At 71.4% G+C, this 24769-nt stretch carries 23 protein-coding genes; 8 read left to right on the forward strand and 15 right to left on the reverse strand.

Annotated features, from left to right (window positions below):
- Positions 1-80 precede the first annotated feature (80 nt).
- Entirely contained in the window at positions 81-530 is a 450-nt protein-coding gene (locus tag QWU11_RS07320) for an aldo/keto reductase (protein ID WP_290104278.1), read from the forward strand.
- Positions 531-586: 56 nt separating this feature from the next.
- On the opposite strand, the gene QWU11_RS07325 is transcribed toward QWU11_RS07320, so the two are convergent.
- From QWU11_RS07325 to QWU11_RS07340, 4 genes are all read right to left on the reverse strand, one after another.
- A complete protein-coding gene (locus tag QWU11_RS07325; RefSeq protein WP_290104279.1) occupies positions 587-973 on the reverse strand; it encodes an SCO5389 family protein in 387 nt (128 codons plus the stop codon).
- A gap of 176 nt (positions 974-1149) precedes the next feature.
- Positions 1150-2118 carry an ATP-binding protein gene (locus QWU11_RS07330; protein WP_290104280.1) on the reverse strand — a complete coding sequence of 323 codons (969 nt, stop codon included), beginning with the start codon at positions 2116-2118 and terminating at the stop codon, positions 1150-1152.
- A gap of 142 nt (positions 2119-2260) precedes the next feature.
- Entirely contained in the window at positions 2261-2689 is a 429-nt protein-coding gene (locus QWU11_RS07335; RefSeq protein WP_290104281.1) for a Fur family transcriptional regulator, read from the reverse strand.
- 26 nt (positions 2690-2715) lie between these two features.
- Positions 2716-3516 carry a helix-turn-helix domain-containing protein gene (locus tag QWU11_RS07340; RefSeq protein WP_290104282.1) on the reverse strand — a complete coding sequence of 267 codons (801 nt, stop codon included), beginning with the start codon at positions 3514-3516 and terminating at the stop codon, positions 2716-2718.
- A gap of 259 nt (positions 3517-3775) precedes the next feature.
- Between QWU11_RS07340 and QWU11_RS07345 the strand changes: the two genes are divergently transcribed.
- Positions 3776-5725 carry a putative Ig domain-containing protein gene (locus QWU11_RS07345; RefSeq protein WP_290104283.1) on the forward strand — a complete coding sequence of 650 codons (1950 nt, stop codon included), beginning with the start codon at positions 3776-3778 and terminating at the stop codon, positions 5723-5725.
- A 55-nt stretch (positions 5726-5780) separates the two neighbouring features.
- Here QWU11_RS07345 and QWU11_RS07350 read toward each other — a convergent pair whose 3' ends face one another.
- From QWU11_RS07350 to QWU11_RS07360, 3 genes are all read right to left on the reverse strand, one after another.
- Positions 5781-6431, reverse strand: coding sequence for a choice-of-anchor P family protein (locus QWU11_RS07350; RefSeq protein WP_290104284.1), 651 nt, complete (start codon positions 6429-6431; stop codon positions 5781-5783).
- Between the two features lie 65 nt (positions 6432-6496).
- On the reverse strand, positions 6497-7321 hold the full coding sequence (locus QWU11_RS07355) for a L,D-transpeptidase (protein WP_290104285.1): 825 nt from the start codon (positions 7319-7321) through the stop codon (positions 6497-6499).
- Between the two features lie 139 nt (positions 7322-7460).
- A complete protein-coding gene (locus QWU11_RS07360) occupies positions 7461-8840 on the reverse strand; it encodes an amino acid permease (protein WP_290104286.1) in 1380 nt (459 codons plus the stop codon).
- 154 nt (positions 8841-8994) lie between these two features.
- On the opposite strand from QWU11_RS07360, the gene QWU11_RS07365 reads away from it, so the two are divergent.
- Positions 8995-9798, forward strand: a complete 804-nt coding sequence (locus QWU11_RS07365) for an SDR family oxidoreductase (protein ID WP_290104287.1) — start codon at positions 8995-8997, stop codon at positions 9796-9798.
- On the opposite strand, the gene QWU11_RS07370 is transcribed toward QWU11_RS07365, so the two are convergent.
- Entirely contained in the window at positions 9795-11219 is a 1425-nt protein-coding gene (locus QWU11_RS07370) for an ATP-binding protein (RefSeq protein WP_290104288.1), read from the reverse strand. The two genes, QWU11_RS07365 and QWU11_RS07370, sit on opposite strands and share 4 nt — an antisense overlap.
- Positions 11216-12874 (reverse strand): FAD-dependent oxidoreductase, encoded by a 1659-nt coding sequence (locus tag QWU11_RS07375; protein WP_290104289.1) that lies wholly within the window; start codon positions 12872-12874, stop codon positions 11216-11218. Before QWU11_RS07375 ends, QWU11_RS07370 begins: the two co-directional genes overlap by 4 nt.
- A gap of 235 nt (positions 12875-13109) precedes the next feature.
- Between QWU11_RS07375 and QWU11_RS07380 the strand changes: the two genes are divergently transcribed.
- The 3 genes from QWU11_RS07380 (at position 13110) to QWU11_RS07390 (ending at position 15758) form a co-directional block, all read left to right on the forward strand.
- Positions 13110-13520, forward strand: coding sequence for a hypothetical protein (locus QWU11_RS07380; RefSeq protein ID WP_290104290.1), 411 nt, complete (start codon positions 13110-13112; stop codon positions 13518-13520).
- A gap of 98 nt (positions 13521-13618) precedes the next feature.
- On the forward strand, positions 13619-14677 hold the full coding sequence (locus tag QWU11_RS07385; RefSeq protein ID WP_290104291.1) for a D-alanyl-D-alanine carboxypeptidase family protein: 1059 nt from the start codon (positions 13619-13621) through the stop codon (positions 14675-14677).
- 127 nt (positions 14678-14804) lie between these two features.
- Positions 14805-15758: a hypothetical protein gene (locus QWU11_RS07390; protein WP_290104292.1), complete on the forward strand. Its 954-nt coding sequence runs from the start codon at positions 14805-14807 to the stop codon at positions 15756-15758.
- 595 nt (positions 15759-16353) lie between these two features.
- Here QWU11_RS07390 and QWU11_RS07395 read toward each other — a convergent pair.
- Together QWU11_RS07395 and QWU11_RS07400 are read right to left on the reverse strand one after the other, a co-directional pair.
- Complete coding sequence (locus QWU11_RS07395; protein WP_290104293.1) at positions 16354-17013, reverse strand: RcpC/CpaB family pilus assembly protein; 660 nt, start codon at positions 17011-17013, stop codon at positions 16354-16356.
- Positions 17010-17813 (reverse strand): S-methyl-5'-thioadenosine phosphorylase, encoded by an 804-nt coding sequence (locus QWU11_RS07400; protein WP_290104294.1) that lies wholly within the window; start codon positions 17811-17813, stop codon positions 17010-17012. The genes QWU11_RS07395 and QWU11_RS07400 overlap by 4 nt, the downstream gene beginning before the upstream one ends.
- A gap of 170 nt (positions 17814-17983) precedes the next feature.
- Between QWU11_RS07400 and QWU11_RS07405 the strand changes: the two genes are divergently transcribed.
- Positions 17984-20065, forward strand: a complete 2082-nt coding sequence (locus tag QWU11_RS07405; RefSeq protein ID WP_290104295.1) for an MMPL family transporter — start codon at positions 17984-17986, stop codon at positions 20063-20065.
- 37 nt (positions 20066-20102) lie between these two features.
- Here the strand turns inward: QWU11_RS07405 and QWU11_RS07410 are convergent, their stop codons facing one another.
- From QWU11_RS07410 to QWU11_RS07425, 4 genes are all read right to left on the reverse strand, one after another.
- Complete coding sequence (locus QWU11_RS07410; RefSeq protein ID WP_290104296.1) at positions 20103-20441, reverse strand: FmdB family zinc ribbon protein; 339 nt, start codon at positions 20439-20441, stop codon at positions 20103-20105.
- An 86-nt stretch (positions 20442-20527) separates the two neighbouring features.
- Positions 20528-22006: a potassium/proton antiporter gene (locus QWU11_RS07415; RefSeq protein ID WP_290104297.1), complete on the reverse strand. Its 1479-nt coding sequence runs from the start codon at positions 22004-22006 to the stop codon at positions 20528-20530.
- Positions 22007-22096: 90 nt separating this feature from the next.
- A complete protein-coding gene (locus QWU11_RS07420) occupies positions 22097-23083 on the reverse strand; it encodes an NAD(P)-dependent oxidoreductase (RefSeq protein ID WP_290104298.1) in 987 nt (328 codons plus the stop codon).
- Positions 23084-23176: 93 nt separating this feature from the next.
- Positions 23177-23755: a 5-formyltetrahydrofolate cyclo-ligase gene (locus QWU11_RS07425; RefSeq protein ID WP_290104299.1), complete on the reverse strand. Its 579-nt coding sequence runs from the start codon at positions 23753-23755 to the stop codon at positions 23177-23179.
- A gap of 103 nt (positions 23756-23858) precedes the next feature.
- On the opposite strand from QWU11_RS07425, the gene galU reads away from it, so the two are divergent.
- Positions 23859-24767 (forward strand): UTP--glucose-1-phosphate uridylyltransferase GalU, encoded by a 909-nt coding sequence (galU, locus tag QWU11_RS07430; protein WP_290104300.1) that lies wholly within the window; start codon positions 23859-23861, stop codon positions 24765-24767.
- Positions 24768-24769 lie beyond the last annotated feature (2 nt).

A 24769-nucleotide genomic window follows, 5' to 3' on the forward strand; every position in this document is an offset into this window, starting at 1 on the left:
GCACGCCGTGGGCGTCTTTCCGCTGGTCGGCCGAGATTCGACCGTATGAGACCACGGGGACGAGCGAACTGGATGGGGACATGGCCACCTCCGATTACTTCTTGCCGGAGGTTAAGTTCTACAACCTCCTCCACCGGGAGGAGGAGCGCGAGATGCTGCCGCTCTGCGCCGACCAGGGGATCGGCGTGATCCCGTGGAGCCCGCTCGCGCGCGGCCGCCTCACCCGCGACTGGGACGCGACCAGCGCCCGTAGCGAGACCGATGAGTTCGGCAAGTCGCTGTACCAGGAGAGCGACCGTCAGATCGTCGACGCCGTGGCCGAGGTCGCCGGGGCCCGCGGCGTCGACCGGGCCCAGGTGGCGCTGGCCTGGGTGCTGCGCAACCCGGTCGTCACCTCGCCCATCGTCGGGATGGGCCGGGACAAGCACCTCGACGACGCCCTGGCCGCGCTCGCGATCGAGCTGACCGACGACGAGGTGGAGCAGTTGGAGAAGCACTACACGCCGCGGGAGATCGCAGGCTTCCGCTGACGGCCCCGTGGTGCCCGGAATCCCCCGAGTGGTCCCGGGCACCACGCGCGCGGGGGTCAGCAGTCGACGAGCTCGGGGCGCTGGTTGAGAATCTGTGCACGGGAGGTGACGAAGTCCTGGTAGGCCTCCTCCGCGCCCGGCAGGAAGGCCGCCGCGCGGTGGCAGTTCTGGAACGCCAGCCGTACGCCGAAGTAGCGCTCGATCGTCCCGCGCATGGCGTCGCTGGCCATCAGGCGCAGGAGCTGGCCGCGCGCGGCCTCGTCGGGAGGCGGTGTCCGGTTGTCGGCGAACTCGGCCTCGCTGACCCGGAGGTCGTCGATCAGCCCGCTGACGACCTTCCAGGCGTACGGCAATGAGTCGCGGATGCAGTCGATGAACGCGGCGTCGTCGACATCGCCACGCTGGGCCTGCTGGACGAGTTGCGGAGACACGGTCAGCGACATGAATCTCTCCTGTCGGTCTGCCACGCTTGTCGGTAACGGTTTTCATCTTCCATAAGTGACGATGAGAAATCAACCGAATCGGCGGGCCGGTCAAGGACGGCTCTTCGCCGGTCAGCGGCACAAAACATCGATAGAAGACAACCGATAAGGGCCGCCGTTCGCGAGAGCCTGGGCCGTTACGAACGCCGGCCGGTCAGGGCGGCCTCGGCGAGCGTGAAGCCGGGGTCGACCTGAGCCTCGAGGTCCTCCCCGATGGCGGCGTTGGCCCAGGCGCGGGCGTTCTTCACGTGGAACTCCACGGCCTGGCGGGTGAACTTCGGCCAGTCCTTCGCCCGGTCGTCGACGGCCGCCCGGAGGGCGCCGAGCGAGGAGCGGTCGGCGGCGGTCAGGTCGCCGATGCCGAACGGGCGGCCCTGCTCCATGCCTCGTACGGCCGCGGACTGGCCGAGGCAGCACAGCAGCGCGTCGCCGACGTGCTCGCGCAGGAAGGCGACGTCCTCGGCGTCGTGCACCTTGTTACCGACGACCCGCAGCGCCACGTCGAAGTCGGCGGCGTAGTCGACCCACTGGCGGTAGACCGCGACGCCCTTTCGCGTCGGCTCGGCGACCAGGAAGGTCAGGTCGAAGCGCGTGAACATGCCCGACGCGAAGGACTCCGCGCCCGCCGTGCAGTCGACCACGACGTATTCGCCGGGGCCGTCGACCAGGTGGTTGAGGTAGAGCTCGACCGCGCCGGTCTTGGAGTGGTAGCACGCCACCCCGAGGTCCTCGCCGGTGAACGGCCCGGTGGCCATCAGGCGCGCGCCGGCCGCGTCGACCGCGAGCCGCGTGTGGATCGGGTCGTCGTCGCCCAGGCGCAGCAGCCGGGAGCCGCGGCCCGGCGGGGTGGTCTTGACCATCGACGCCGCCGAGGGGATGCGCGGGTTGGCGCCCCGGAGGTAGGACTTGATCTCCGGCAGGTGCTCGCCCATCGCCGGGATCGCGGCCGCGGTGTCCTCCTCGAGGCCGAGCGCGACCCCGAGGTGCTGGTTGATGTCCGCGTCGATGGCGACCACCGGCGCGCCCGCGGTCACCAGGTGCCGGACGAACAGCGAGGACAGCGTGGTCTTCCCGCTGCCGCCCTTGCCGACAAAAGCGATCTTCACGGTCCCTCCCAGGACGGGTAAGCATCGACACTCAGCGTCAGTGGCCACCACTCATTGTGACCGTTCGCGGCAGGCGGTGACGCCGGAAGCCGTCATCTGTGGACGGCCCCCTCCCGCACTCTAGCGATAGTGATAACCGTTTTCAGGTATCCGGGCGGTCCCCGGCGCAGTCCGGGCACAGCCCGAAGATCTCCACGGTGTGGTCCACGTCGACGAAACCGGCCTCGGTGGCGACCCGGTCGGCCCACCGCTCCACCGCCCGTCCCTCGACCTCCACGCTGCGCCCGCACGAGCGGCACGTCACGTGATGGTGGTGCGCCCGCGTCTCGCAGCGCCGGTAGAGCGTCTCGCCGTCCTCGTCGCGGATGGTGTCGACCGCGCCGTCCTCGCTGAGCACCATGAGGTGGCGGTAGACGGTGGTCAGGCCGATGCGCTCACCGCGCCGGCGGAGCTCCGCGTGGATGTCCTGGGCGCTGCGGAACCCGGCCAGGCTCTCCAACGCGGTGGCCAGCACCTCCGCCTGCCGCGTGCCGCGGACGCGGGTGCCCCGAACCGGCTGTGACGACCTCACCCTCGCACCGTATAGCAGCATCCCCCTCAGGTGACCGGCTCCGCGCCGTCCCAGATGGCCTCGAACGCGTAGGCCAGGCACTGCGCGAGCGCCGGGTGCTCGATGAAGACGTTCGTCGTGGAGGCGGACTCGGCGACCGGATCCCGCAGCGACATCACCACTCGCGAGCCGTCCACGATCCACATGCGCATCGGCACGCTGGCCGCGATCCGTGCGTGCTCGCCGGCGGCGGCGTACCTCCGGATGTCGGCGAGCATCTCGCCGTGGTCCATCGTGTCGCGTTCGTACAGGCAGCGCACGCTGCCGCCGGCCTCGTTCAGCCGGTGGATGGTGGCGATCCCGGACTCGCTCGTGCCGGTGAGGTAGGGGAGCTTGGCCATGGCGAGGATCTCCCGCTCGGCCTCGGCCTGGATCTCCTCGATCCGCTCGGACAGCATCTCCCGGTCGCGCAGCACCTCGACGTAGTCGAGCGGGTCGGTCTCGTCCCGCCCCTGCGACCAGGCCGGTACGAGCGCCTCGACGAGCCGCGCGGTGGTCTGCTCCAGGTGGCTGAACGTCGCGCGGTGCGTCGCCATGAGGCGCTCGATCGCCGAGGCCGGGTCGACCGCGGTGAAGCGCGCCACCTGGCCGGGCAGCGCCCGTACGAGCCCGCGTTCGGTGAGGCCGGACAAGACGTCGTAGACGCGCTGGCGCGGCACGCCCGACTCGCGGGCGATCTGCGCCGCCGTGTAGCGGGACCGGTTGACCAGCGCGAGGTACACGCGCGCCTCGTACCCCGTCAGTCCGAGGTCGGTCAGCTCTCGGCGCCACCCGTCCAAATCCGCCACTCTCCCAAATTATCGGGCGTGCACGAAACACCACTAAAAGCGCTCTTACCGTCCAGAAGCGGACGCATCGGTCAAGAGAGAGTAAAGGCATATTGACCCTCTTGTACCGCATGCCTATCGTCCGCGGCATGCACCACTGACCGTGGTGTCACAGGCTAGGCGACGCTCACCCCGATCGGTTTCGGACCCCCGCCGTACCGCCGCCCGGCCTCCCGCCAGGAAAGGGAGCAGGATGTCACCCCCCACCCTCGCTCGACGGATGAGACGTGCCGGACTCACGGTGCTCGCCTCCGTCGCGCTGGCCGCGGGTTCGCTCGCCGCCTCAGCCTCCGCCCAAGCCGCCCCCGCCAGGGCCGCGAGTCAGCAGGCGGCCGCCGCCGCGCCGGTCCAGCGGGCCTGCGCCACGCCGACCCGCAAGAACCAGATGGCCTGCCTCACGCTCGTACGCACCGACGTGCAGGCGCGGCGCGGCCTCCAGCCGCAGGTCGCGCCCTCCGGATACGGCGCGACCGATCTGAAGAGCGCCTACGCCCTGCCCTCGGGCGGGTCGGGGCAGACGGTCGCGATCGTCGACGCCTACGACGACCCCAACGCCGAGTCCGATCTGGCGACGTACCGGTCCCAGTACGGGCTCGCGGCGTGCACCACCGCCAACGGCTGCTTCAAGAAGGTCAACGAGACCGGCGGCAGCACCCCGCCGAGCGCCGACTCCGGATGGGCCGAGGAGGAGTCGCTCGACCTCGACATGGTCTCCGCGGTCTGCCCGACCTGCCACATCCTCCTGGTCGAGGCGAGCCAGCCGTCGATGGAGGACCTGGGCACCGCGGTCAACACCGCGGTCAGCCTCGGCGCGAAGTACGTCTCCAACAGCTACGGAGGGGACGAGGACTCCACCGACCCCAGTTCCGACTCCGCCTACTTCAACCACCCGGGCGTGGCGATCACGGTGTCCTCCGGCGACGACGGGTACGGCGTGGAGTACCCGGCCGCCTCCCGGTACGTCACCGCGGTCGGCGGCACCTCGCTGTCCCGCGCGTCCAACGCGCGCGGCTGGAGTGAGACCGCGTGGAGCGGTGCCGGCTCCGGCTGCTCCGCCTACGACGCCAAGCCGTCCTGGCAGACCGACACCGGCTGCTCCCGCCGTACGGTCGCGGACGTCTCGGCGGTCGCCGACCCCAACACCGGCCTGGCGGTCTACGACACGTACGGGACCGGCGGCTGGCTGGTCGTCGGAGGAACCAGCGCCTCGGCACCGATCATCGCCGGCGTGTACGCGCTGGCCGGGCCGCCCGCGGCGGGCTCGACCCCGTCCTCGTTCCCCTACTCCCACACCGGCAACCTGAACGACGTCACCTCCGGCAGCAACGGCTCGTGCAGCCCGGCCTACCTCTGTAAGGCGGCGGCCGGATACGACGGGCCGACCGGTCTCGGCACCCCCAACGGCGTCACCGCGTTCGGCAGCGGCTCGACCGGCGGGAACACCGTGACGGTCACCAACCCGGGCAGTCAGACGTCGACGGTCGGCACGGCGGCGAGCCTGCAGATCCATGCCTCTGACTCCGCGTCGGGCCAGACACTGACCTACAGCGCGTCGGGCCTGCCCGCCGGGCTGTCGATCAACGCCTCCAGCGGCCTGATCTCGGGCACGCCGACCACGGCGGGCACGTACAGCGTGACCGTGACCGCCACGGACACCACCAGCGCCTCGGGCTCGACCTCGTTCACCTGGACGGTCAACCCGGTCGGCGGCGGCTGCTCCTCGCCGGGCAACAAGGTCACCAACGGCGGCTTCGAGTCCGGCACCACGCCGTGGACGACGACCTCGGGCGTCGTCTCGGCCAACGGCTCGGGCGAGACCGCGCACGGTGGTACGCACTTCGCCTGGCTGGACGGCTACGGCACCACCCACACCGACAGCGCCGGCCAGTCGGTGACCATCCCGGCCGGCTGCCACGCCTCGCTTAGCCTCTACCTGCACATCGACACGAGCGAGTCCGGCAGCACCGCCTACGACAAGTTCACCGTGAAGATCGGCAGCACGACCCTCGCGACCTACAGCAACGCCAATGCGGCGTCCGGCTACGTGAACAGGACCTTCGACGTGTCCTCGTTCGCCGGCCAGACCGTGACGCTGGCGTTCAGCGGCACCGAGGACTCGTCTCTGCAGACCAGCTTCGTCCTGGACGACGTGGCGGTGAACGCGTCCTGATCCGATGAGAACCGGGCTTCCGCGGGGGACCTCGTCCCCCGCGGAAGCTCCGGCGTCAGCCGGTGACCGGAAGGTCGCTTGGGATCGGGGTCGGCTTCGGAGCCTCGCCCGTGGGCGCGCAGGTCGCGGAGGCGATGTCGATCGTCTGGCTCTTGCCCAGCGCCCGTACGTCGAGGTGGAGGCCGGTGACCGTGAGGGTGCCGTCGGGATTGCGCACCTGCCGGTCGACCGTGACCTGGACGCCGCCGAGGCCCGCGACCGGCACCGTGAGCGTGCTGTTCGGCGAGCCGCCCGCCTCGATCGGCCGCCCGGCCAGGCGTACGTCGGCCAGCTTGGAGACGCCGGCGCCCTCGTCGCACGTGGCCGCGATCAGCTTGGCGGACAGGACCGCGTCCGGGCCGAGCGCCGTCGCGGCGACACGGAGGTCGACGACGCTCGCCTCCGCGTGCCCGGGTACGGCGCGGGCGCGGAGCACCGACACCTTCACCAGCGGGTTGCCCGGGATCGAGGCGACACTCCTGGAGTTCGGGCGCGCGGCGGAGGTCACCGAGGGCGTCGCGGGGACGTTCACCGGACCGGTGGCGGAGATGCCGTACGCCGACGAGGAGTGCCCGCCTGCGTTCGCCGGCGCCGGCACGATGACGGCGGCGGCGGCCGGCGCCGCGAGGACACCGGCGACCAGGCCGAACTTCAGGTGCTTGCGCATGGGGTTACTGCTCCTAAAAGGGATAACGGCTTCCACGCGGGAAGGCCGTGGGTGCGGGGCATGGGCTAAACGGCGATCGAGACGGACGTCCCCAGCGGCACTTTGGCGAGCTGCTGGAGCGCGTCCGACGGGACCCGTACGCAGCCGTGCGTGACCGCCTGGCCGAACACCGACTTCTGGGGCCAGCCGTGGAACGCCACGGTGCCCGGACCGCCGCCGAACGTGTCGAGCGACTCAGAATGCGCGCCGACCGGAAGGATCAGCGGGCTGTAGGTCGGCTTGGCCGGCGCGAGCGAGGCCATGATGAACGTACGGCCGACCGGCGTCGGCGTCTTGGGCGCGCCCACGGCGACGGTCCAGGTGCCGACCGGCCGCCCGGACTTGAGCAGGGAGAGGCGTCGCGAGGACGTGTCGACCTTGATCGTGTACGGGCTGTACGCCGTGCGCACCTTGTCCTTGCCGTCGGCGATCCAGCCCGTCGCGCCGTTGGGGCGGCTGGGCAGGAGGACCCGCTGCCAGCCCGGCTTGGTCTCGACGACCGGGACCCAGGTGGGACCGCCCAGCTCCTTGTCGGGCAGGGTCGCGACCGGCGGGCCGCCGGGGGCCGCCGAGACCGGGATGGCCTTGATCGGGTGCGTGACGGTGCCGTCGGCGGCCGCCTTGGTGTCCTGGGCGATGTTCTTCAGCGTCGCGAAGGTCGTGACGAGCGGCAGGCTGCCGGACGTCGGGGCCACGGAGGGCGGAGGCGACGACGCGGCGTGGCTCGGGCTCTTTCCCGCACAGCCCGTGACGAGGGTCGCCGCGACCGCGGCCCCCACCGTCAGACTGAGCGGGCCACCGGCCGGCCGGAACGAACGGCCGAGGCGAGCCCGCGTGGAGCGAGTGCTCACGGAGGAACTCCAAAGAAAGCGGACAGAGGGGAATCGTGCGAGACCGTAATCTCGCAGGGAAGTCATATAGCTACCACAGGTAATCGAAGACCCGCAGGAGAGTCTGACAACCCAGCACCACGCTGTCTGACTTGTCCGGTTAGTGCATATCGGCCATGGCCGGCTCGGCGGCGCGGGCGCGGCCGTGGCGGACGAACGCGGCGACGAGCACGACCGCCGCGACCGCCATCGACCAAAGCACTTGCGGGCGGCCGTCGTGGTCGAACAGCATGACCACCAGGATCGCGGCGATGCCGACGATCGTGGCGACGGTGAGGTAGGGGTACAGCCACATCCGTACGAGGATGCGCTCGGGTGCCTCACGCTCCAGGCGGCGGCGCATGCGAAGCTCCGAGACGGCGATCACCGCCCAGACGAACAGCGCGACCGCGCCGGAGCCGTTCAGCAGGAACAGGAACACCGTGTCCGGGCTCGTGTAGTTGAAGACCACCGCCACGAAACCGAACGCCACCGACACCCAGATCGCGACGTACGGGACACCGCGCCTGTTCGTACGGGAGAAGCTCTTCGGCGCGTCACCGCGCTCGGCCAGGGAGAACGCCATGCGCGACGCGGTGTAGAGACCGGAGTTCAGGCACGAGAGCACCGCGGTCAGCACGATGACGTCCATGATCGTGCCCGCGCCGGAGATGCCGATGTTGTCGAGCACCGCGACGTACGGGCTGGTCGCCACACTGCCGGCGTTCCACGGCAGCAGCGTGATGACCACCGCGATCGAGCCGAGGTAGAAGACGAGGATGCGCCAGATCACGCTGTTGACCGCCTTGGTCACGGCGCGGCCCGGGTCGCGGGACTCGCCGGCCGCGATGGTGACGATCTCGCTGCCCATGAACGCGAACACGACGGTCAGCAGGCCGGTGATCACGGCGCCGTACCCGTGGGGGAAGAAACCCCCGTGCCCGGTCAGGTTGCTCCCGCCGACGGAGTCCGTGCCCGGGAGCAGACCGAAGATCGCGAGTACGCCGAGCACGATGAAGACGCCGATGGCGACGACTTTGATCGTGGAGAACCAGAACTCGAACTCGCCGTAGGACCCGACGGAGAACAGGTTGGTCGCGGTCAGCAGGATCATCAGGATCAGCGAGAGCGCCCACTGCGGCAGCCCCGGGATCCAGCCGTGCACGATCTTCGCGCCCGCCGTCGCCTCGACCGCGAGCACCACCGCCCAGAACCACCAGTAGAGCCAGCCGATCGTGAACCCGGCCCAGCGCCCGATCGCGCGGTCGGCGTACGCGGAGAACGAGCCGGTGTCCGGCGAGGCCGCCGACATCTCGCCGAGCATGCGCATCACCAGGACGACGAGCAGACCGGCGATGCCGTACGAGATGAGGATCGCCGGACCGGTGCCGTGGATGCCGGCCCCCGAGCCGACGAACAGGCCCGCGCCGATGACGCCCCCGATGGCGATCATTCCGACGTGACGGTTCTTGAGACCTTGCTGGAGGCTCGTATCGGTCATCCGGGGAAGCTCCTTGGGACTGGCGGGGACCCTGCGTGGAACGTTACAGCGAGTCGTGATCGGAGTCAGCCCCGCATTTCGATCACCCTCCCCGGCCCCCGGCGCGCTGGTTATTCGATTGCGGTGGCCCGGCCGGGGCGTCGAGGCTGGGGGCATGACCTCTGACCCGCTTCCGCTGCGCGGCCGCGTCGCGCTGGTGACGGGAGTGAGCCGTCGCGCCGGTATCGGGTACGCCATCGCGCGCCGGCTGGCCGCCCTGGGCGCCGGCCTGTTCCTGCACCACCACGTGCCGCACGACCGGGAGCAGCCGTGGGGAGCCGACCCCGGCGGCCTGGACGCCGTCGTGAGTGGCGTGTCCGAGGCTCTCACCGAGGGCGCGGAGCTGCACCATCAAGGCCTGGACCTCGCCGCCCCCGACGCGCCCGACCGCCTGGTCGAGGCGGCGGCCGGGGCGTTCGGCCACGTCGACGTCCTGGTCTGCAACCACGCCCGCAGCGGTGGCGACGGAGCGCTCGAGGCGCTGGACGCCGCGATGCTCGACACGCACTGGGCGGTGAACACCCGCTCGGTGATCCTGCTGGCCCAGGCGTTCGCCGCCCGGCACGACGGCCGTCCCGGCGGGCGGGTCATCTTCCTGACCTCGGGCCAGAACCTCGGCCCGATGCGCGACGAGGTCGCCTACGCGACCGCCAAGGGCGCCCTCGCCGCGATCACGCCGACGCTGGCCGACCATCTCGCCGACCGGGCGATCACCCTCAACACGGTCAACCCGGGCCCTGTGGACACCGGCTACGCCCCGCCTGGCGTCCTGGAGGAGGTACGCCGCCGCTTCCCGGCCGGACGCTGGGGCGTACCGGACGATCCGGCCCGCCTCATCGCCTGGCTCACCACCGACGACGCCGCCTGGATCACCGGTCAGGTGATCAACACCGAGGGCGGCTTCCGCCGCTGGACCTAGTCCTGGTCCTCTTCCTCCTCGGTGACGGGGAGCAGGACCTGAAAGCGGGTGTCGCCCGGTTCGGAACGGAGTCGCAGGTCGCCTCGGTGCTTGTTCACCACGATTCGCCATGAGATGTCCAGGCCGAGCCCGGTGCCCTCGCCGACCGCCTTCGTCGTGAAGAACGGTTCGAAGATTCGCTGGCCGAGGTCCGCGGGCACCCCGGGGCCGTCGTCGCAGATCTCGACCATCAAGCGGTCGTTCTCGCGGCTGGTCCGGATGGTCAGCGTGCCGGTGCCCTTCATCGCGGAGACCGCGTTGTCGACCAGGTTCGTCCATACCTGGTTGAGTTCACCGGCGTACGCCGGGATCGACGGGAGCGACCGGTCGTACTCTTTGATCACCGCGATGTGGCTCAGCTTGCCCGACAGCATGATGAGCGTCGAGTCGAGGCCGTCGTGCACGTCGATCCACTGGTACGGCGCGCGGCCCATCTGGGAGTACTGCTTGGCGGCGCTCAGCAGCGTCGAGATGCGCGTCGTGGCGTCCTCGATCTCGCCCATCAGCGACTCCGTCTCCACCGCGTACCCGAGCCAGCGCAGCGCCGGGTTGAGGAACGCCTCGCCGACCGCCTCGTTGACCTCGTCCAGGCGCGCCGTGGTGATGCCGGCCGGTACGAAGAGCGCGGCGAGATCCCACCCGTCGGCGACGCCGTGGTCCTCCATCCAGTCCGACAGCTCGTCCTCCAGGTCGGAGGTCTGTATCGCGCTGAGCTTGGGTGCGCCGGCGACCGCCTTGACCAGGACCTCCTGGACGTCCACGAGCTGTTCGAGGAGGTTCGGGTCGATGTCGTTTCGGGCGAGCATCGCGAGCTTCTGCCGCATCCCGGCGACGCGTTCGCGCAGCGAGGAGGTCGCGCGTACGGCCGCCGCGGCGGGGTTGTTCAGCTCGTGGGTCAGGCCCGCGGACAGCGCGCCGAGGGCGAGCAGCCGCTCCCGCTGGCCGACCACGGCGTCGGTGTTGCGGCGGCCGAGGAACATGCCCTCCAGCAGGTGGGCCGCCATCGGGAACCAGGAGGTGAACTCCTCGCCGAGCTCGGCCGCCGGCAGCGACAGGAACTCGGTGTCGGTGACCGCGTGCACCGACGCGGAATAGCGCTGGTCACCGCGCTGGCCCATCAGGAACTGGGTGGCGCCGCAGTACGCCCCGCGCTGGTCGGTGCGGGTCATCTCCAGCTCGTCGCCGTGGACGAGCCGCGTCATCCGCAGCGTGCCGGACAGCAGCACGTAGAAGCAGGTCGCCGGGTCGCCCTCCTGGAGGATCGGCGTGCCCTCGGCGTACTTCTCGATCTCACCGTGCTCGGTGACCCAGTCGAGCTGCTCGTCGGTCAGCTTCTCGAAGAGGAAGAGCGTCCGCAGCTCGTCCCGCGCGATCGAGGTCATCGCTCCTCCAGGTACCGGTGGACCAGCGTCACTGCCATCGCTCCTTCGCCGACCGCCGAGGCGACCCGTTTGACCGACTGCGACCGTACGTCGCCCGCGACGAAGACGCCGGGAACCGACGACTCCAAGTACAACGGGTCGCGGTCGAGAGTCCATCCCTTCGGCCGTTTGCCCTCGGCCAGCAGGTCGGGTCCCGTACGCACGAAGCCGTGGGAGTCGCGGACGATCGCGTCGCCGAGCCAGTCGGTGTACGGGGCGGCGCCGATGAAGACGAACATGTGGCTGCACGGCACCGTCTCGGTCTTGCCGCTGTCGCCCTCGCAGATCGTCACGTGCTCGAGGTGCTCGCTGCCGTGGGCCTCGATGACGGATGTGCCCACGCGTACGGAGATGTTCTCGATGGCCCTGAGCTGCTCGATCAGATAGTGCGACATCGACTGTTCGAGCGACGGGCCGCGTACGAGGAGGGTGACCGAGCGCGCGTAGCGCGAGAAGAACACGGCGGCCTGGCCGGCGGAGTTCGCGCCGCCGACGATGTAGACGTCCTCGTCGCTGCACGCCTGGGCCTCGGTGGAGGCCGAGCCGTAGTAGACGCCGCGGCCGGTGAGGTCGTTGCAGCCGGGTGCGCCGAGCGAGCGGTACGAGACGCCGCTGGCGAGGACGACGGAGTGCGCGGCGATCTCGGTGCCGTCGCTGAAGGTGATCACCCGGGCCGAGCCGCGCGCCTCCAGCGCGACAGCGTCGCGCGCGGTCAGCACCTCGGCGCCGAACTTGCGCGCCTGCCGTCGGGCCCGGTCGGTCAGCTGGCTTCCGGACACACCGTCGGGAAAGCCCAGGTAGTTCTCGATCCGGGAGCTCTGCCCGGCCTGACCGCCGGTCGCCCGGCGTTCGACGAGTACGGTCCGCAGGCCCTCCGAGGCGCCGTACACCGCCGCGCCGAGCCCGGCGGGGCCGCCGCCGATGACGATGAGGTCGTAGAAGTCGGCGGCCGGCTCGGTGGACAGGCCGACCACGGCGGCGATCTCGGCCCCGGTCGGCGAGCTCAGCGCCTTGCCGTCGGGCGTGATGACCACCGGGATGTCGTCCGGCCCGGCGCCCGCGGCGTCGAGGAGCCGGCGTCCCTCGGGCTCGTCCACGGAGTACCAGCGGTACGGCACGAGGTTGCGGGCCAGAAAGTCGCGGACCTTGTACGTCGGCGCGGACCAGCGGTGCCCGACGACCTTGGTCTCCTCGACCGGCCGGTCGTCGGCCGCGCGCCAGGTCTCCACCAGCGCGTCCACCACCGGATAGAGCTTCTCCTCCGGCGGGTCCCACGGCTTGAGCAGATAGTGGTCGACGTCCACGAGATTGATCGCCTGGATCGCGGCGTCGGTGTCCGCGTACGCGGTGAGCAGTGCCCGCCGGGCGTGCGGAAACAGGTCCATGGCCTGCTCGAGGAACGCGATGCCGTCCATGTGCGGCATGCGGTAGTCCGCGAGCATCGCGGCGACGGTCTCCCCCCGGAGCTTGATCTCTCGCAGCGCTTCAAGGGCGTCCGGTCCCGAGTCGGCTCTCACCACTCGGAAGTTCTGTCCGTACCGGCGTCTGAGGTCGCGAGCGACCGCCCGGGACACCGATGGATCGTCGTCTACGGTCAACAAGATCGGTATCCCCATAGTCGGAGTATCCCAGGCCGAGGGGTCTCCCGACGAGACCGGGCATATGCCGTGATTCGGGCAGGACTGATCGTTAGATTCGCGGTCCGGCGGAGTCTGCGCCGGTCGCCCGCGTGGGCGGGCGTTCCGGCGGTCCGTGGGCCGCCGGAGCCGGACCCACGGCGCCGTGTTCCTCGCTACTCTGCTCGGCGTGAACGGGCGACATACGTGGGCATCGGCGCTGAATCCAACAGTTTTGGCGCGTCGTCTGTGGACCAGGTTCGAGTTCCTGCCGTTCCGGTACGGCGTGGCGCTGGGCTCCGGCGCCATCGTCCTGGCCGGCGTGCTGGTCCTCGCGGTGACGCTGGCGGGCGGTGGCTCGGGCGAACCGTTGAAACCGGCCGCCTCGACCGGCGTCCAATCGAGCCGGCCGCCGGCGGGGGCCGCCGTACCGCCCCCGCCGACCTTCGGCGCGTACGTCCCGCCGCGCCGTACGAAGACCACGATCGTCCCCGTACCCCGGCCGCGCGTCGTGGCCACGACCCCGCGCCCGAAGCCGAAGCCGGCGCCGACCCACACCGCCCCGCGCCCGACCATGAGCTGCCCGCCGACGCTGAAGAAGTGGTCGTGGATGTGGCAGATGTGTCACCGCAGGCCGAACGGTTGACCGGCTCCTCGTCCGTCACACGCGGGGCTCTGTCCACGGCGGCACCTGTAGTACGGTCGAGCAGCGTCACGTAGTCGCCAGCCCCCGGAAGGATCCCCGTGCGAAGCCCTCGGCCGGCGGCGCTGATCGCGGCGATCTCGGTGTTCGCGTCGCTGACGATGGCCGGTGCCTCGGACCGGTCGTCCGCCTCCCAGACACCGTCGCCCAGCAGCGCCGAAGCTCTCCGTAAGCAGGCCGACAAGGCCCGCAACGAACTCACCGCGGCGACGAAGACGTGGGAGACCCGCAGCAAGCAGCTCAACGCCTCCGAGGAGAAGCTGAAGAAGACCCTGGCCGACCTCGGCGTCGCCGACGCCCAGCTCAACCAGATCCGTGAGCCGCTGGCGCGCCTGGCCGCCAGCTCGTACAAGGAGCCGGGCGTGCTCGGCATCCCGGCGCTCATCGGCGGCGACGACCCCGACCAGGCGCTGGCCGCCGCGACCGACCTCACGCTGCTGTCCAACGAACAGAAGACGCTGATCGACAAGGCGAGCCAGCTGCGCAAGCAGCACGAGCAGCTCGCCGCCACCGCGCAGGACCTGCAGTCGCGCAACGCCATCGAGCAGACCCGGCTGCAGCAGGAGATCAGCGGCCTGAAGTCCCGCGCCGCCACGCTGACCACGCAGCTGACCGCCGCGCTGAAGAAGCTGGACCCCAACACCCGGCTGCGCCTGACGTGCCGCAAGAGCCTGGTGGCGGACGCGCGCAAGTACCCGAACGGGCTGATCCCCTCTCGCTTCCTGTGCCCGCTTCCTCAGCCGGGCCGGGCGCTGCGCGCGGACGCGGCGCTGGCCTTCTACAACCTCAACGCCGCGTACAAGTCGCGGTTCGGCACCCAGATGTGCCTCACCGACTCCTACCGGCCGCTCGCCGAGCAACAGCGGATCTACTCCCAGCGCCCCGGGATGGCCGCGGTGCCGGGCCACAGCAACCACGGGTACGGCACGGCCGTCGACCTGTGCGGAGGCGTGCAGAGCCAGGGGTCGGCGCAGTTCAACTGGCTGCAGGCCAACTCCAAGCGCTATGAGTTCTTCCACCCGTCGTGGGCCTACAGCAGCCCCTTCGAGCCCTGGCACTGGGAGTACACGAAGGAGAACACCCCGACGGGCAGCGACTGACTCCGTACGTGACCGCAGGTCGGTGTCCGGATCAGGCCACCGCATGAACCGTTGAGGGACCGCACCCGTGGCGAGTGCGGGGATCCGCGATGGTGCGGGTTCCCCGCCACAGGAGCGGAGGACTCTCATGTTCACCACATCGTCGGCTCATGCGACGGCCGCACGCCGGATGTCGACCGTCGTCGTCGGCTTAGCGATCATCCTGGGCTTCGCGGCGGCGGGCGCGTCGGCCGTGTTCGCGGCCACCGGAGGCACACTCGCGAGCCTGACCATCTCCCCGCACACGGTCGACGGCGGCACACCGGCGCAGGGCGCCCTGACGCTGACCGCCGCGGCGGCGGACGACACGGTCGTGTCGCTGTCCAGCACGGACACGACCGCGGCGACCGTACCGGCCTCGGTGACGATCCCGGCCGGTGCGACGACCGCCACCTTCGCGGTGACGACGTTCCGGTTCGACGGGCCGGGGGAGTTCGCCTGCGTCAACGCGACGGCGGGCACGACGCAGACCGACTGCCTCAACATCTTCCCGCCGCCCTCCGGACCCGCCGTCACCTCGGTGACCTTCAGCCCGGCCACCGTCGTCGGCACCGCCGGCGACACCGCCACCGTGACGATGGCCTCGGCGCCGTCCGGCGGCCGGGTGGTCACGCTGACCAGCAGCAACCCGGCCGTGGCGAGCGTGCCCAGCGAGGTCGTGGTCGTGGACGGCACGCGGAGCACGGTCTTCGCGGTCGTCACGACGGCCGTGACGACGGCGACCCCGGTGACCATCACCGCGTCGGCCGACGGCACCACCGCGACCGGCACCCTGACGGTCACCCCGGGCACTCCGCCGGCCCCTGACGTCGTGCGCGTCACCAAGGCCACGTGGAACCGCCGCCTCCTGACCGTCCAGGCGACCTCCACGAACCCGAACGCGATCCTCAGCGTCTTGGACTCGCAGGGCGGCTTCATGTTCACCCTGACCAACACCGGCGGCGGCCGCTACCAGGACCAGCGCGGCTGGCTGGACAACCCGCTGAACATCACGGTCCGCAGCAACTTCGGCGGCGCGAGCAGTTCGGCGGTCCGCTCGTAGCTCGGTGTGTGGGGCGTGTGCCGGGGGCCGCGGGACTTCGGGACAGGCCTCGCCCTGCACACTGCGCGGCGTGCACTCGGCCGTGATGGCTGGACGTCTCGTCCGTCTGCGTGTTGATCCGGACGGAGAGCGGCCTCATAGGGAGGTCCGTCCAGGAGGCTGCGGGCACCGGCCCGACGGGGGTTGGGCCGGTGCCCGCAGCCATTCGGTGCGGTGACGGCTGGGGGGCCGGCGAGGGCGCCTTGTGTCTGTGGCGCACCGCGGAACGCTCTGGAGGGCGGTCGTCGTCAAGGTGATCGCAGGCGCGGACTGTACGGGGCCGGGGTCGTCGTCGGCCACCGAGAGTGGCGACGGAGGGGCGAGAGCCGGCGGCTCTGGCGAGGGCGGTACGTATCCGTCGCCTCCTGCGGAGGCTGGACTGGCGTCGTTGGTTGCCAAGGGTGGTGGCGGACAGGCAGGAGTCGGGGGCGGCCCTGGCGGGAGTGGCGGCCTGGTCGCGGGTGGTGCGTACCGCTGATCTCCTGCGGACCGTTTTGGGAGGTCGCCGGTCCGGTGGCTGTGGGGCACCGGGCTGCCGGGGGTCGGGGTGGTGTCGTCAGTTGCCGAGGATGGTGACGGATAGGCGGGAGTCGGTGGCGGCTCTGGCCAGGGTGGCGGCCTGGTCGCGGGTGGCGCGGACCACGATCAGGGCGCCTTCGTCCGTGTCCGGGTCCGGCTTGGGGACGGCGATGACCGGCACCCCCGACGCGATCGCTCTTGCCGGGGTCGGGGTGTCCGCCCGGGCGGCCAGGACGTCCACGTGGTCGCCTGGGTGCAGGAGGCGTGCGACCGCGGCGTCGGCCAGGCGTATCGGGACCGCCACCGCGGCCGGGTCGGCCGAGTCCGGCAGGCCGCCCACACCGCCCGTACCACCGCCCCCCGTACTGCTCCCGCCCGACCCCGGCCGCCCGCTCCCGCCCAGCAGGCCGTCCGCGCGCAGGCGGACGTCCGTCAGTGGTTCGCCCCGCCGGACCGGGGCCGCAAGCGTCCGGCCCGCCGCCCGGCCGACCACTCCCGCCGGCACGACCCCGGCCGGCAGGACGCGGACCGTCACGTCCCCGGGCCCCAGCACGGCGCCGGCCGCCAGGTCGCGGGCCGCGACCACGACTCGCACGCCCTTCGGGTCGGCGCGGGTCGCGGTCAGGGCCAGCGCCGCGGCCGCGGCGGCGAACGCGGCGGCCAGCAGGCGGCGGTGGCGGCTCAGCAGCGCTCTCATGGCAGGTCGATGGGGAGCTCCAGCCCGTCGAGCGTCTGCGGGCACGGGCACTTGCGCTCGGTGGGGAGGGCGGCCACGATCTTGCCGACCAGGTCGCGCAGGCGGTCGACGTTCTGGGCGAAGACGCGCATGACCTCCTCGTGCGTCACGCCCGCGCCCTCCTCGACGCCCGCGTCCAGGTCGGTGACCAGGCACGCCGGGATGTAGCAGAGCGCCAGCTCCCGGGCCAGCACGCCCTCCGGATGGCCGGTCATGCCGACCAGCGTCCACCCCTGCGCGGCGAACCAGCGGGACTCCGCCCGCGACGAGAACCTCGGCCCCTCGATGACCACCAGCGTGCCGCCGTCGACGGGCTCCCACCCGGCCGCGCCCGCGGTGTCGAGCGTCGTGCGGCGGCCGACCGGGCAGTAGGGGTCGGAGAACGACACGTGCACCGCGCCGTCGTCGTAGTAGGTCTGCGCGCGCCCGCTCGTACGGTCGATGACCTGGTCCGGGATGGCCAGCGTGCCGGGGCCGTACGTCGCCGTGAGGGAGCCGACGGCGCTCGGCGCGACCACCTGGCGCACGCCGACCGACCGCAGCGCCCAGAGGTTGGCGCGGTAGGGGATCTTGTGGGGCGGAAAGCGGTGGTCACGGCCGTGCCGGGGGAGGAAGGCGACCCGCCGTCCGGTGCCGGGCAGGGTGCCGACCGCGATGGGGTCGCTGGGCGGGCCGTAGGGGGTGGACACCTCGACCTCCTCGACGTCGTCGAGGAAGGAGTAGAAGCCGGAGCCGCCGATTACGCCGATCTCTGCATGCATGAGCGGGACATTAGCCGCCCGCCGAACCTCCCCGCGACACCCCGCCCCCGCCTGTGGACAACGTGCGCGACTCCTCGCACGACCGGAGACGCGACATGTCTTGACGAGCAACGAGACGCGTAATATCTTCTCGGAAACCGAGACGACTTCGCAAGGCGAGGAGCCCAGCAATGATCAGCCGACTGGCCCGGCTACCGGCCGGCCGCCGTACGAAATGGCTCGTCCTGACCGCGTGGGTGGTCCTGCTCATGGCCGGCGGCGCGCTCGGCGGCAAGCTGCAGGGCGTGACGCAGAACAACGCCGACGCCTACCTTCCGGGCAGCGCCGAGGCGACCCGCGTCATCAAGCTGCAGGACAAGGTGCGCCAGGAGGACTCGATGCTCGCCGTCGTCTCGTACGAGCGGCGCAGCGGCATCACCCCGCAGGACCGCGCGAACGCCCAGGCCGCCGCCGCGAAGGCCGGCGAGCTACCGCACGCCGGGCAGGTCGTCGGGCCGCTGACCTCCAAGGACGGTCAGGCGATGCAGGTCTTCCTGCCCTTCACCGGCGACGGCGGCGTCGTGCTCCCGGCCATCGACGACCTGCGCGACATCGTCGAGCACGGTCGGCCCGCCGGCCTGGACGTTCACGTCACCGGGCCGGGAGGGAGCCTGTCCGACCTGGTCAGGGTCTTCAGCAGCATCGACGGCCCGCTCCTGCTGGTCACGCTCGCCGTCGTGATCATCATGCTGCTCCTGACGTACCGCAGTCCCTTCCTGTGGCTGGTCCCGGTGGTCTGCGCCGGCGCGGCGTACACGCTGTCGCAGGGTGTGGTGTACCTCCTGGCCGAGGCGGGCCTCACCGTGAGCGGCCAGAGCACCGGCATCCTGGCCGTACTGGTCTTCGGGGCCGCCACGGACTACGCCCTGCTGATCATCGCCCGCTACCGCGAGGAACTGCACCGGCACGAGGACAAGCACGCGGCCATGGCCGTCGCCCTGCGCCGCGCCGGGCCGGCCGTGCTGGCGAGCGGCGCGACGGTCACGATCGGGCTGCTGTGCCTGCTCATCGCCGAGCTCAACTCCACCAGCGGTCTCGGCCCGGTGGGCGCGGCCGGCATCGTCTGCGCGCTCGCCGCCATGACCACGATGCTGCCCGCCCTGCTCGTGGCGCTGCCGCGCGGCGTGTTCTGGCCGGTCGCGCCACGCTACGACGCGGAGTACGCGGACGCGCCGGAGCAGGAGCACGGCGTCTGGGCCCGCGTCGCGCGGTTCGTCAGCGTACGGCCGCGCGTCGTCTGGGTGGGCACCGCGCTTCTACTCGGCGTCCTGGCGGTCGGGCTCACGTCGCTGAGGACCGGGCCGATCTCCAACGCCGGCCAGTTCGTCGGCACGCCGGACTCCATCGTCGGCGAGCGGGCGATCGCGCGGCACTTCCCGGCCGGCACCGGCAGCCCGGCCATCGTGATCGGGCCGGACACACCCGGGCTGCACGACGCGGTCGCGGGCACGCGGGGCGTCGCGGAGGTCGGCAAGCCGGTCAAGGGCGGCGGTTACGCGCAGTACGAGGCGACGCTCACGGACGCGCCCGACAGTCAGGCCGCCCGCGCCACGGTCGACCGGCTGCGGGCCACCGTGCACCCGCTCGGCGGAAAGGTCGGCGGCACCACCGCGATCAATCTCGACACCCAGCGCGCCGCCCGGCACGACAACAAGGCGATCATCCCGGTCGTCCTCGCCGTGGTGCTCGTGATCCTCATCCTGCTGCTGCGGGCCGTGGTGGCACCGCTGCTGCTGATGCTGACGGTGGTGCTGTCGTTCGCCGCGTCACTGGGCGTCTGCGGGCTCGTCTTCACGCACCTGTTCGGCTTCGAGGGCGCCGACTCGGGGTTCCCGCTGACGATCTTCATCTTCCTGGTCGCGCTGGGCGTCGACTACAACATCTTCCTGATGACCCGCGTACGGGAGGAGTCGCAGCGGCTGGGCACGCGGCGAGGCGTCCTGCGCGGGCTCACCGTCACCGGCGGTGTGATCACCTCGGCCGGGCTGGTGCTGGCGGCGACGTTCGGGGCGCTGGCGACCCTGCCGCTGACCGGGACCGTGGAGATGGCCTTCGCGGTGGCGTTCGGTGTGCTGCTCGACACCCTGATCGTGCGGTCGCTGCTGGTCCCCGCCCTGGCGTACGACCTCGGGGCGAGGGTCTGGTGGCCCAGCGGGCTCGCGGCGGCCGGCCGGGGCGAGAGCGAGCCCCGGGTGCACGAGCCGGTCGGCTGACAAAACGGCGGGTCCGGAGGAGTCCGGGCCCGCCGGATCAGGCGACCTTCTCGGACGACGATCCGTTCTTGGACGACTTCGAGGACGAAGACGAGGAGGACTCCGTCTTGGACTCCTTCTTCGTCTCGGTCTTGGTCTCGGACTTCGTCTCATCCTTCTTGGCGGTCTCCTTGGGCGCGCTGGACGCCGCGCCGGAGCCGCTGCGGCTGTCGGTACGGTAGAAACCCGACCCGCGGAACACGATGGCGGCGGGGGAGAAGATCTTGCGCAGGCGCCCTTCACAGGCGGGGCACTCGGTCAGCGAGTCGTCGCTGAACTTCTGCACGACCTCCAGGGATTCGCCGCATTCCGTGCACGTGTACTGGTACGTCGGCACGAGATCCTCCTTGCTGCACAAGACTGGCACTCTCACTTAATGACTGCCAAGTGTACGGGTTGCCGGATCATTCCCGGCCAGGGCCATCAGTCCCCCTGCTCGCCGTACCAACCGGCCAGCTTGCCGCGCCTGCTCACCGCGCGCAACCGGCGCTCGGCCTCCGCACGGACCTCGCTCGTGGTCACGACCAGCAGTTTGTCCCCCGCCTGCAGGCGCGTACTGCCCTCCGGAACGAAGCTCGCGCCGTCCCGTACGACCAGGGTGATCTGCGCGCCGTGCGGCAGCCGGAGCTCGAAGATCTCCACTCCGTCGAGCCGCGAATCGGCGGGAATGCGGATGTCCAGCAGGTCCGCGTGAAGTTCTTCGAGAGGGGCGGCCTCGACGTCGATCTCACGGCTGGCATCGGCGACGGCCAGCTTCAGCGCGCGGGCCAGCCACGGCAGCGTCGGGCCCTGCAGCAGCGTGAAGACGACGACGATGATGAACACCTGGGCGAACAGCTCGTCCGCGTCCTGCAGCCCCGCCGTCATCGCCAGCGTGGCCAAGACGATGGGCACCGCCCCGCGCAGCCCCGCCCAGGACAGGAAGGCCTTCTCCCGCAGGCCGAGCCCCAGGAACGGGGTGGACAGCAGCACCGACAGCGGCCGGGCCACGAGCACCAGGGCGAAACCGCACGCGAGCGCCGGCCAGATCTGCGCGGGCAGCTCGGACGGTGAGGCCAGCAGGCCCAGCATGATGAACAGCCCGATCTGGGCGAGCCAGGCCAGCCCCTCGGCGAAACCGCGGGTGGCCGGGCGGTGCGGCAGCGGGCTGTTGCCCAGGATCAGCGCCGAGATGTACGCGGCGAGGAAGCCGCTGCCGTGGATGACGGCCGCCGCGCCGTACGCGCCCACGATGAGGGCCAGCACCGCGATCGGGTACAGGCCCGAGGCCGGCAGCGCCAGGTGGCGCAGTGCGAACGCGCCGAGCCAGCCGATGAGCAGGCCCGCCGTCGCGCCGATCGCCAGCTCGGCCACGAGTTCCCCGGCCATGCCCAGGCCCGAGGGCGCGTGCCGCGACGTCAGCGCCACCACGAGGATGATCACGGGGGCGTCGTTGAAGCCCGACTCCGCCTCGAGGATGCCCGACAGGCGCGACGGCAGCGGCAGGCGCCGCAGCACCGAGAACACGGCGGCGGCGTCCGTCGGCGCGAGCACCGCGCCCAGCAGGGCGGCGATGCGCCAGTCGGCGCCGATCAGCCAGTGCGCGGCGGCGGCCACCACCGCGATGCTGACCGCGGTGCCGATCGTGGCCAGCGAGATCGCGGCCGGCACCCCCGCGCGTACGTCGGACCACCGGGTCGTGATGCCGCCCTCGGCCAGGATCAGGACCAGCGCGGCCAGGCCCAGGGTCTCGGCGACCAGAGGGTCATCGAACCGGATGCCGAACCCGGACTCGCCCAGCAGCAGCCCGAGCGCCAGGTAGAGGAGGAGGCTGGGCAGCCCGCTGCGATGCGCCAGCCGGACCGCCACGATGGCCGTGATGACCACGATGGAGCCGAGCAGGAGCCACAGATCGAGCTTCACCGGCCGTCTCCCCTTCCCTAGCCGCGCCTCATCGGGCGCGCCGCTTCGGACGCGTCGGTTTCCAGCGGGCGGCCCAGCCGCGGCAGCCGCCTACCGGCGGCGGATCAGCGGATCGACCGCGTTGACGACATTGGCCACCGGACGCCCTTCGACGACGGCCGCCACGTTGTCCCGCACCTGGGTGATGATGTTGAGCTGTGCCTGACGGGTGGCTCCCGCGCAGTGCGGCGACAACAGCACGTTCTCATGCCGTCGCAGCGGGTGGTCGGCGGGCGGTGGCTCCTCGTCGTACACATCGAGCGCCGCGCCGGCCAGCCGGCCGCCGTCCAGCGCCTCCAGTACGGCGGCGTCCGGCGCGATCCCGCCCCGCGCGACGTTCACCAGGAGCGCACCCTGCGGCAGGAGCGCGAGCCGCCGGGCGTCCAGCAGCCCGCGCGTCTCCGGCGTCAGCGGCAGGCAGATCACGAGGACGTCGGACGTGGCGATCAGCTCGTCGATCTCCTTGTAGACGCCGGTCTCGCGCCGCCGCCGCGACCAGTACGCCACGGGACAGCCGAACGCCTCGAACAGCCGTACGACCTCGGTGCCGATCGCGCCCATGCCGAGGACGCCGACACGCCGGTTGCCCATCTCGTCCGCGCCGTGCGCGGCGGCCTCCATCTGCGGCCAGGCGCCCGCGCGCACCTGCCGGTCCGCCCAGGTCAGGCTGCGGGACAGGTTGAGGGTGGCGGCGAACGCCCACTCCGCCACCGACCGCGCGTTCGCCCCTGCGGCGTTGGACACCGCCACGCCCGCGGCGGTCAGCGCGTCCATGTCACAGGAGTCCACGCCCACCGACGGCATCTGCACGAACGCGAGGTTCGGCGCCGCGGCCACCGCCGCCGCGTCGATGGACAGCTTGCCGGTGAAGTCGCCGACCACCAGGTCGGCGTCGGCGAGCGCCGCGTGCAGCCCGTCGCGGTCGCGTACGGCGGGCAGGCGGACCTCGGCGCCGAGGGGCTGGAAGAGGCCGCGGATCAGGTCCTCGCCGAGCGGCGGCAGCACGAGCAGCCGCCAGGGGGCGTCGCTTCCGGTCATTCGGGCGCACTCCTCTCACGTCACTTCCGATTCTTCTGTGCCGGAGAGATCTTCGACACACCACAGCGGTGTGATCAGCGCCTCTTCTGCCGGTCAGGCGAAGCGCGTGACACCGCGCGCGGGCGTCACGACGGCGCGTACGGGACGGTCGTGCGGCTCGGCGGGGACCGGGTCGAGGAGCTCGGTGTCGTAGACCGCCGCGATCGTCAGGATGCCCGGGTCGACGCGGGCCAGCACCCGGTCGTACGAGCCGCCGCCGCGCCCCAGCCGCACCCCGGTCGAGGCGGACACCGCCAGCGCGGGCACGATGACCAGGTCGGCGCCGCGGACCGAGGCGGGCCCCCGCGGCGGCTCCGAGGGCTCCAGCAGGCCGTACGGCCCGGCCCGCAGGGAGTCGGGGCCCTCGTAGGAGGCCCAGTCGAGGTCTCCGTCGGGCAGGAGCTTGGGCACGAGGACGTACGTCCCGCGTTTCCACATCGCGAACAGCAGGCTGTGCGTGCCCGGCTCGGTGCCGATCGAGACGTACGCCGCGACCGTACCGGCCATCTCGGCCTCGGGCAGGGTGAGCATCGCGTCGCGCAGCCCGCGGGCGGCGGCGGTCCGCTCGTCCTCGGTCAGCCGGGCGCGCGCGTCCCGGAGCTCGGCGCGCAGGGCGCTCTTGTCGTTGGGCACCGGTCCATTGTCGCGCCTGGAACCTCCCGGTGATTCCCGCCTGCGGAGGGGTAGCGCGTACACAGTCCACGGAACACGACTCACCGGAGGCTAGGGTCTTCCCATGGCCGACCACGCACCCGTAACCAAGGCGGTCGTCCCCGCGGCCGGCCTTGGTACACGCTTCCTGCCCGCCACCAAGGCGACGCCCAAAGAGATGCTGCCGATCGTCGACAAGCCGGCGATCCAGTACGTCGTCGAGGAGGCCGTCAACGCCGGCCTCGAGGACCTCCTCCTCGTCACCGGGCGCGGCAAGCGCCCGATCGAGGACCACTTCGACCGGGCCTACGAGCTCGAAGAGGCGCTCCGCGCCAAGGACGACCCCGAGCGGCTCGCGGCCGTACGCGAGTCCGCCGAGCTCGGGATCGTCCACTACGTACGCCAGGGCGAGCCGAAGGGCCTCGGCCACGCCGTCCACTGCGCCCACCAGCACGTCGGCAACGAGCCGTTCGCCGTCCTGCTCGGCGACGACCTCATCGACCCGCGCGACCCGCTGCTCCAGCGCATGCTGGAGGTCCGCGAGCAGTTCGGCGGCAGCGTCGTCGCACTGATGGAGGTCGAGCCCGAGCAGGTGTCCCTGTACGGCTGCGCGGCGATCGAGCCGACCAGCGAGGACGACGTCGTCAAGGTCACCAACCTGGTCGAGAAGCCGGTGCCCGGCGAGGCCCCGAGCCGGTGGATCATCATCGGCCGCTACGTCTGCGACCCGGCCGTCTTCGACGTCCTGGAGAAGACCCCGCCGGGCCGCGGCGGAGAGATCCAGCTCACCGACGCGCTGATGACCCTCGCCCAGCGCGACCGCTCTCAGGGCGGCCCGGTGCACGGCGTGCTGTTCCGCGGCCGCCGCTACGACACCGGCAACAAGCTCGACTACCTGCGCACGGTCGTCCAGTTCGCCGCCGACCGGCCGGACCTCGCGGCGGAGTTCCTGCCCTGGCTGCGCGAGTTCGTCGCCAAGCACGACGAAGACTGATC

Origin of the sequence: Actinomadura sp. DC4 (assembly GCF_030406325.1) — a bacterium.
Taxonomy (GTDB): domain Bacteria; phylum Actinomycetota; class Actinomycetes; order Streptosporangiales; family Streptosporangiaceae; genus Actinoallomurus.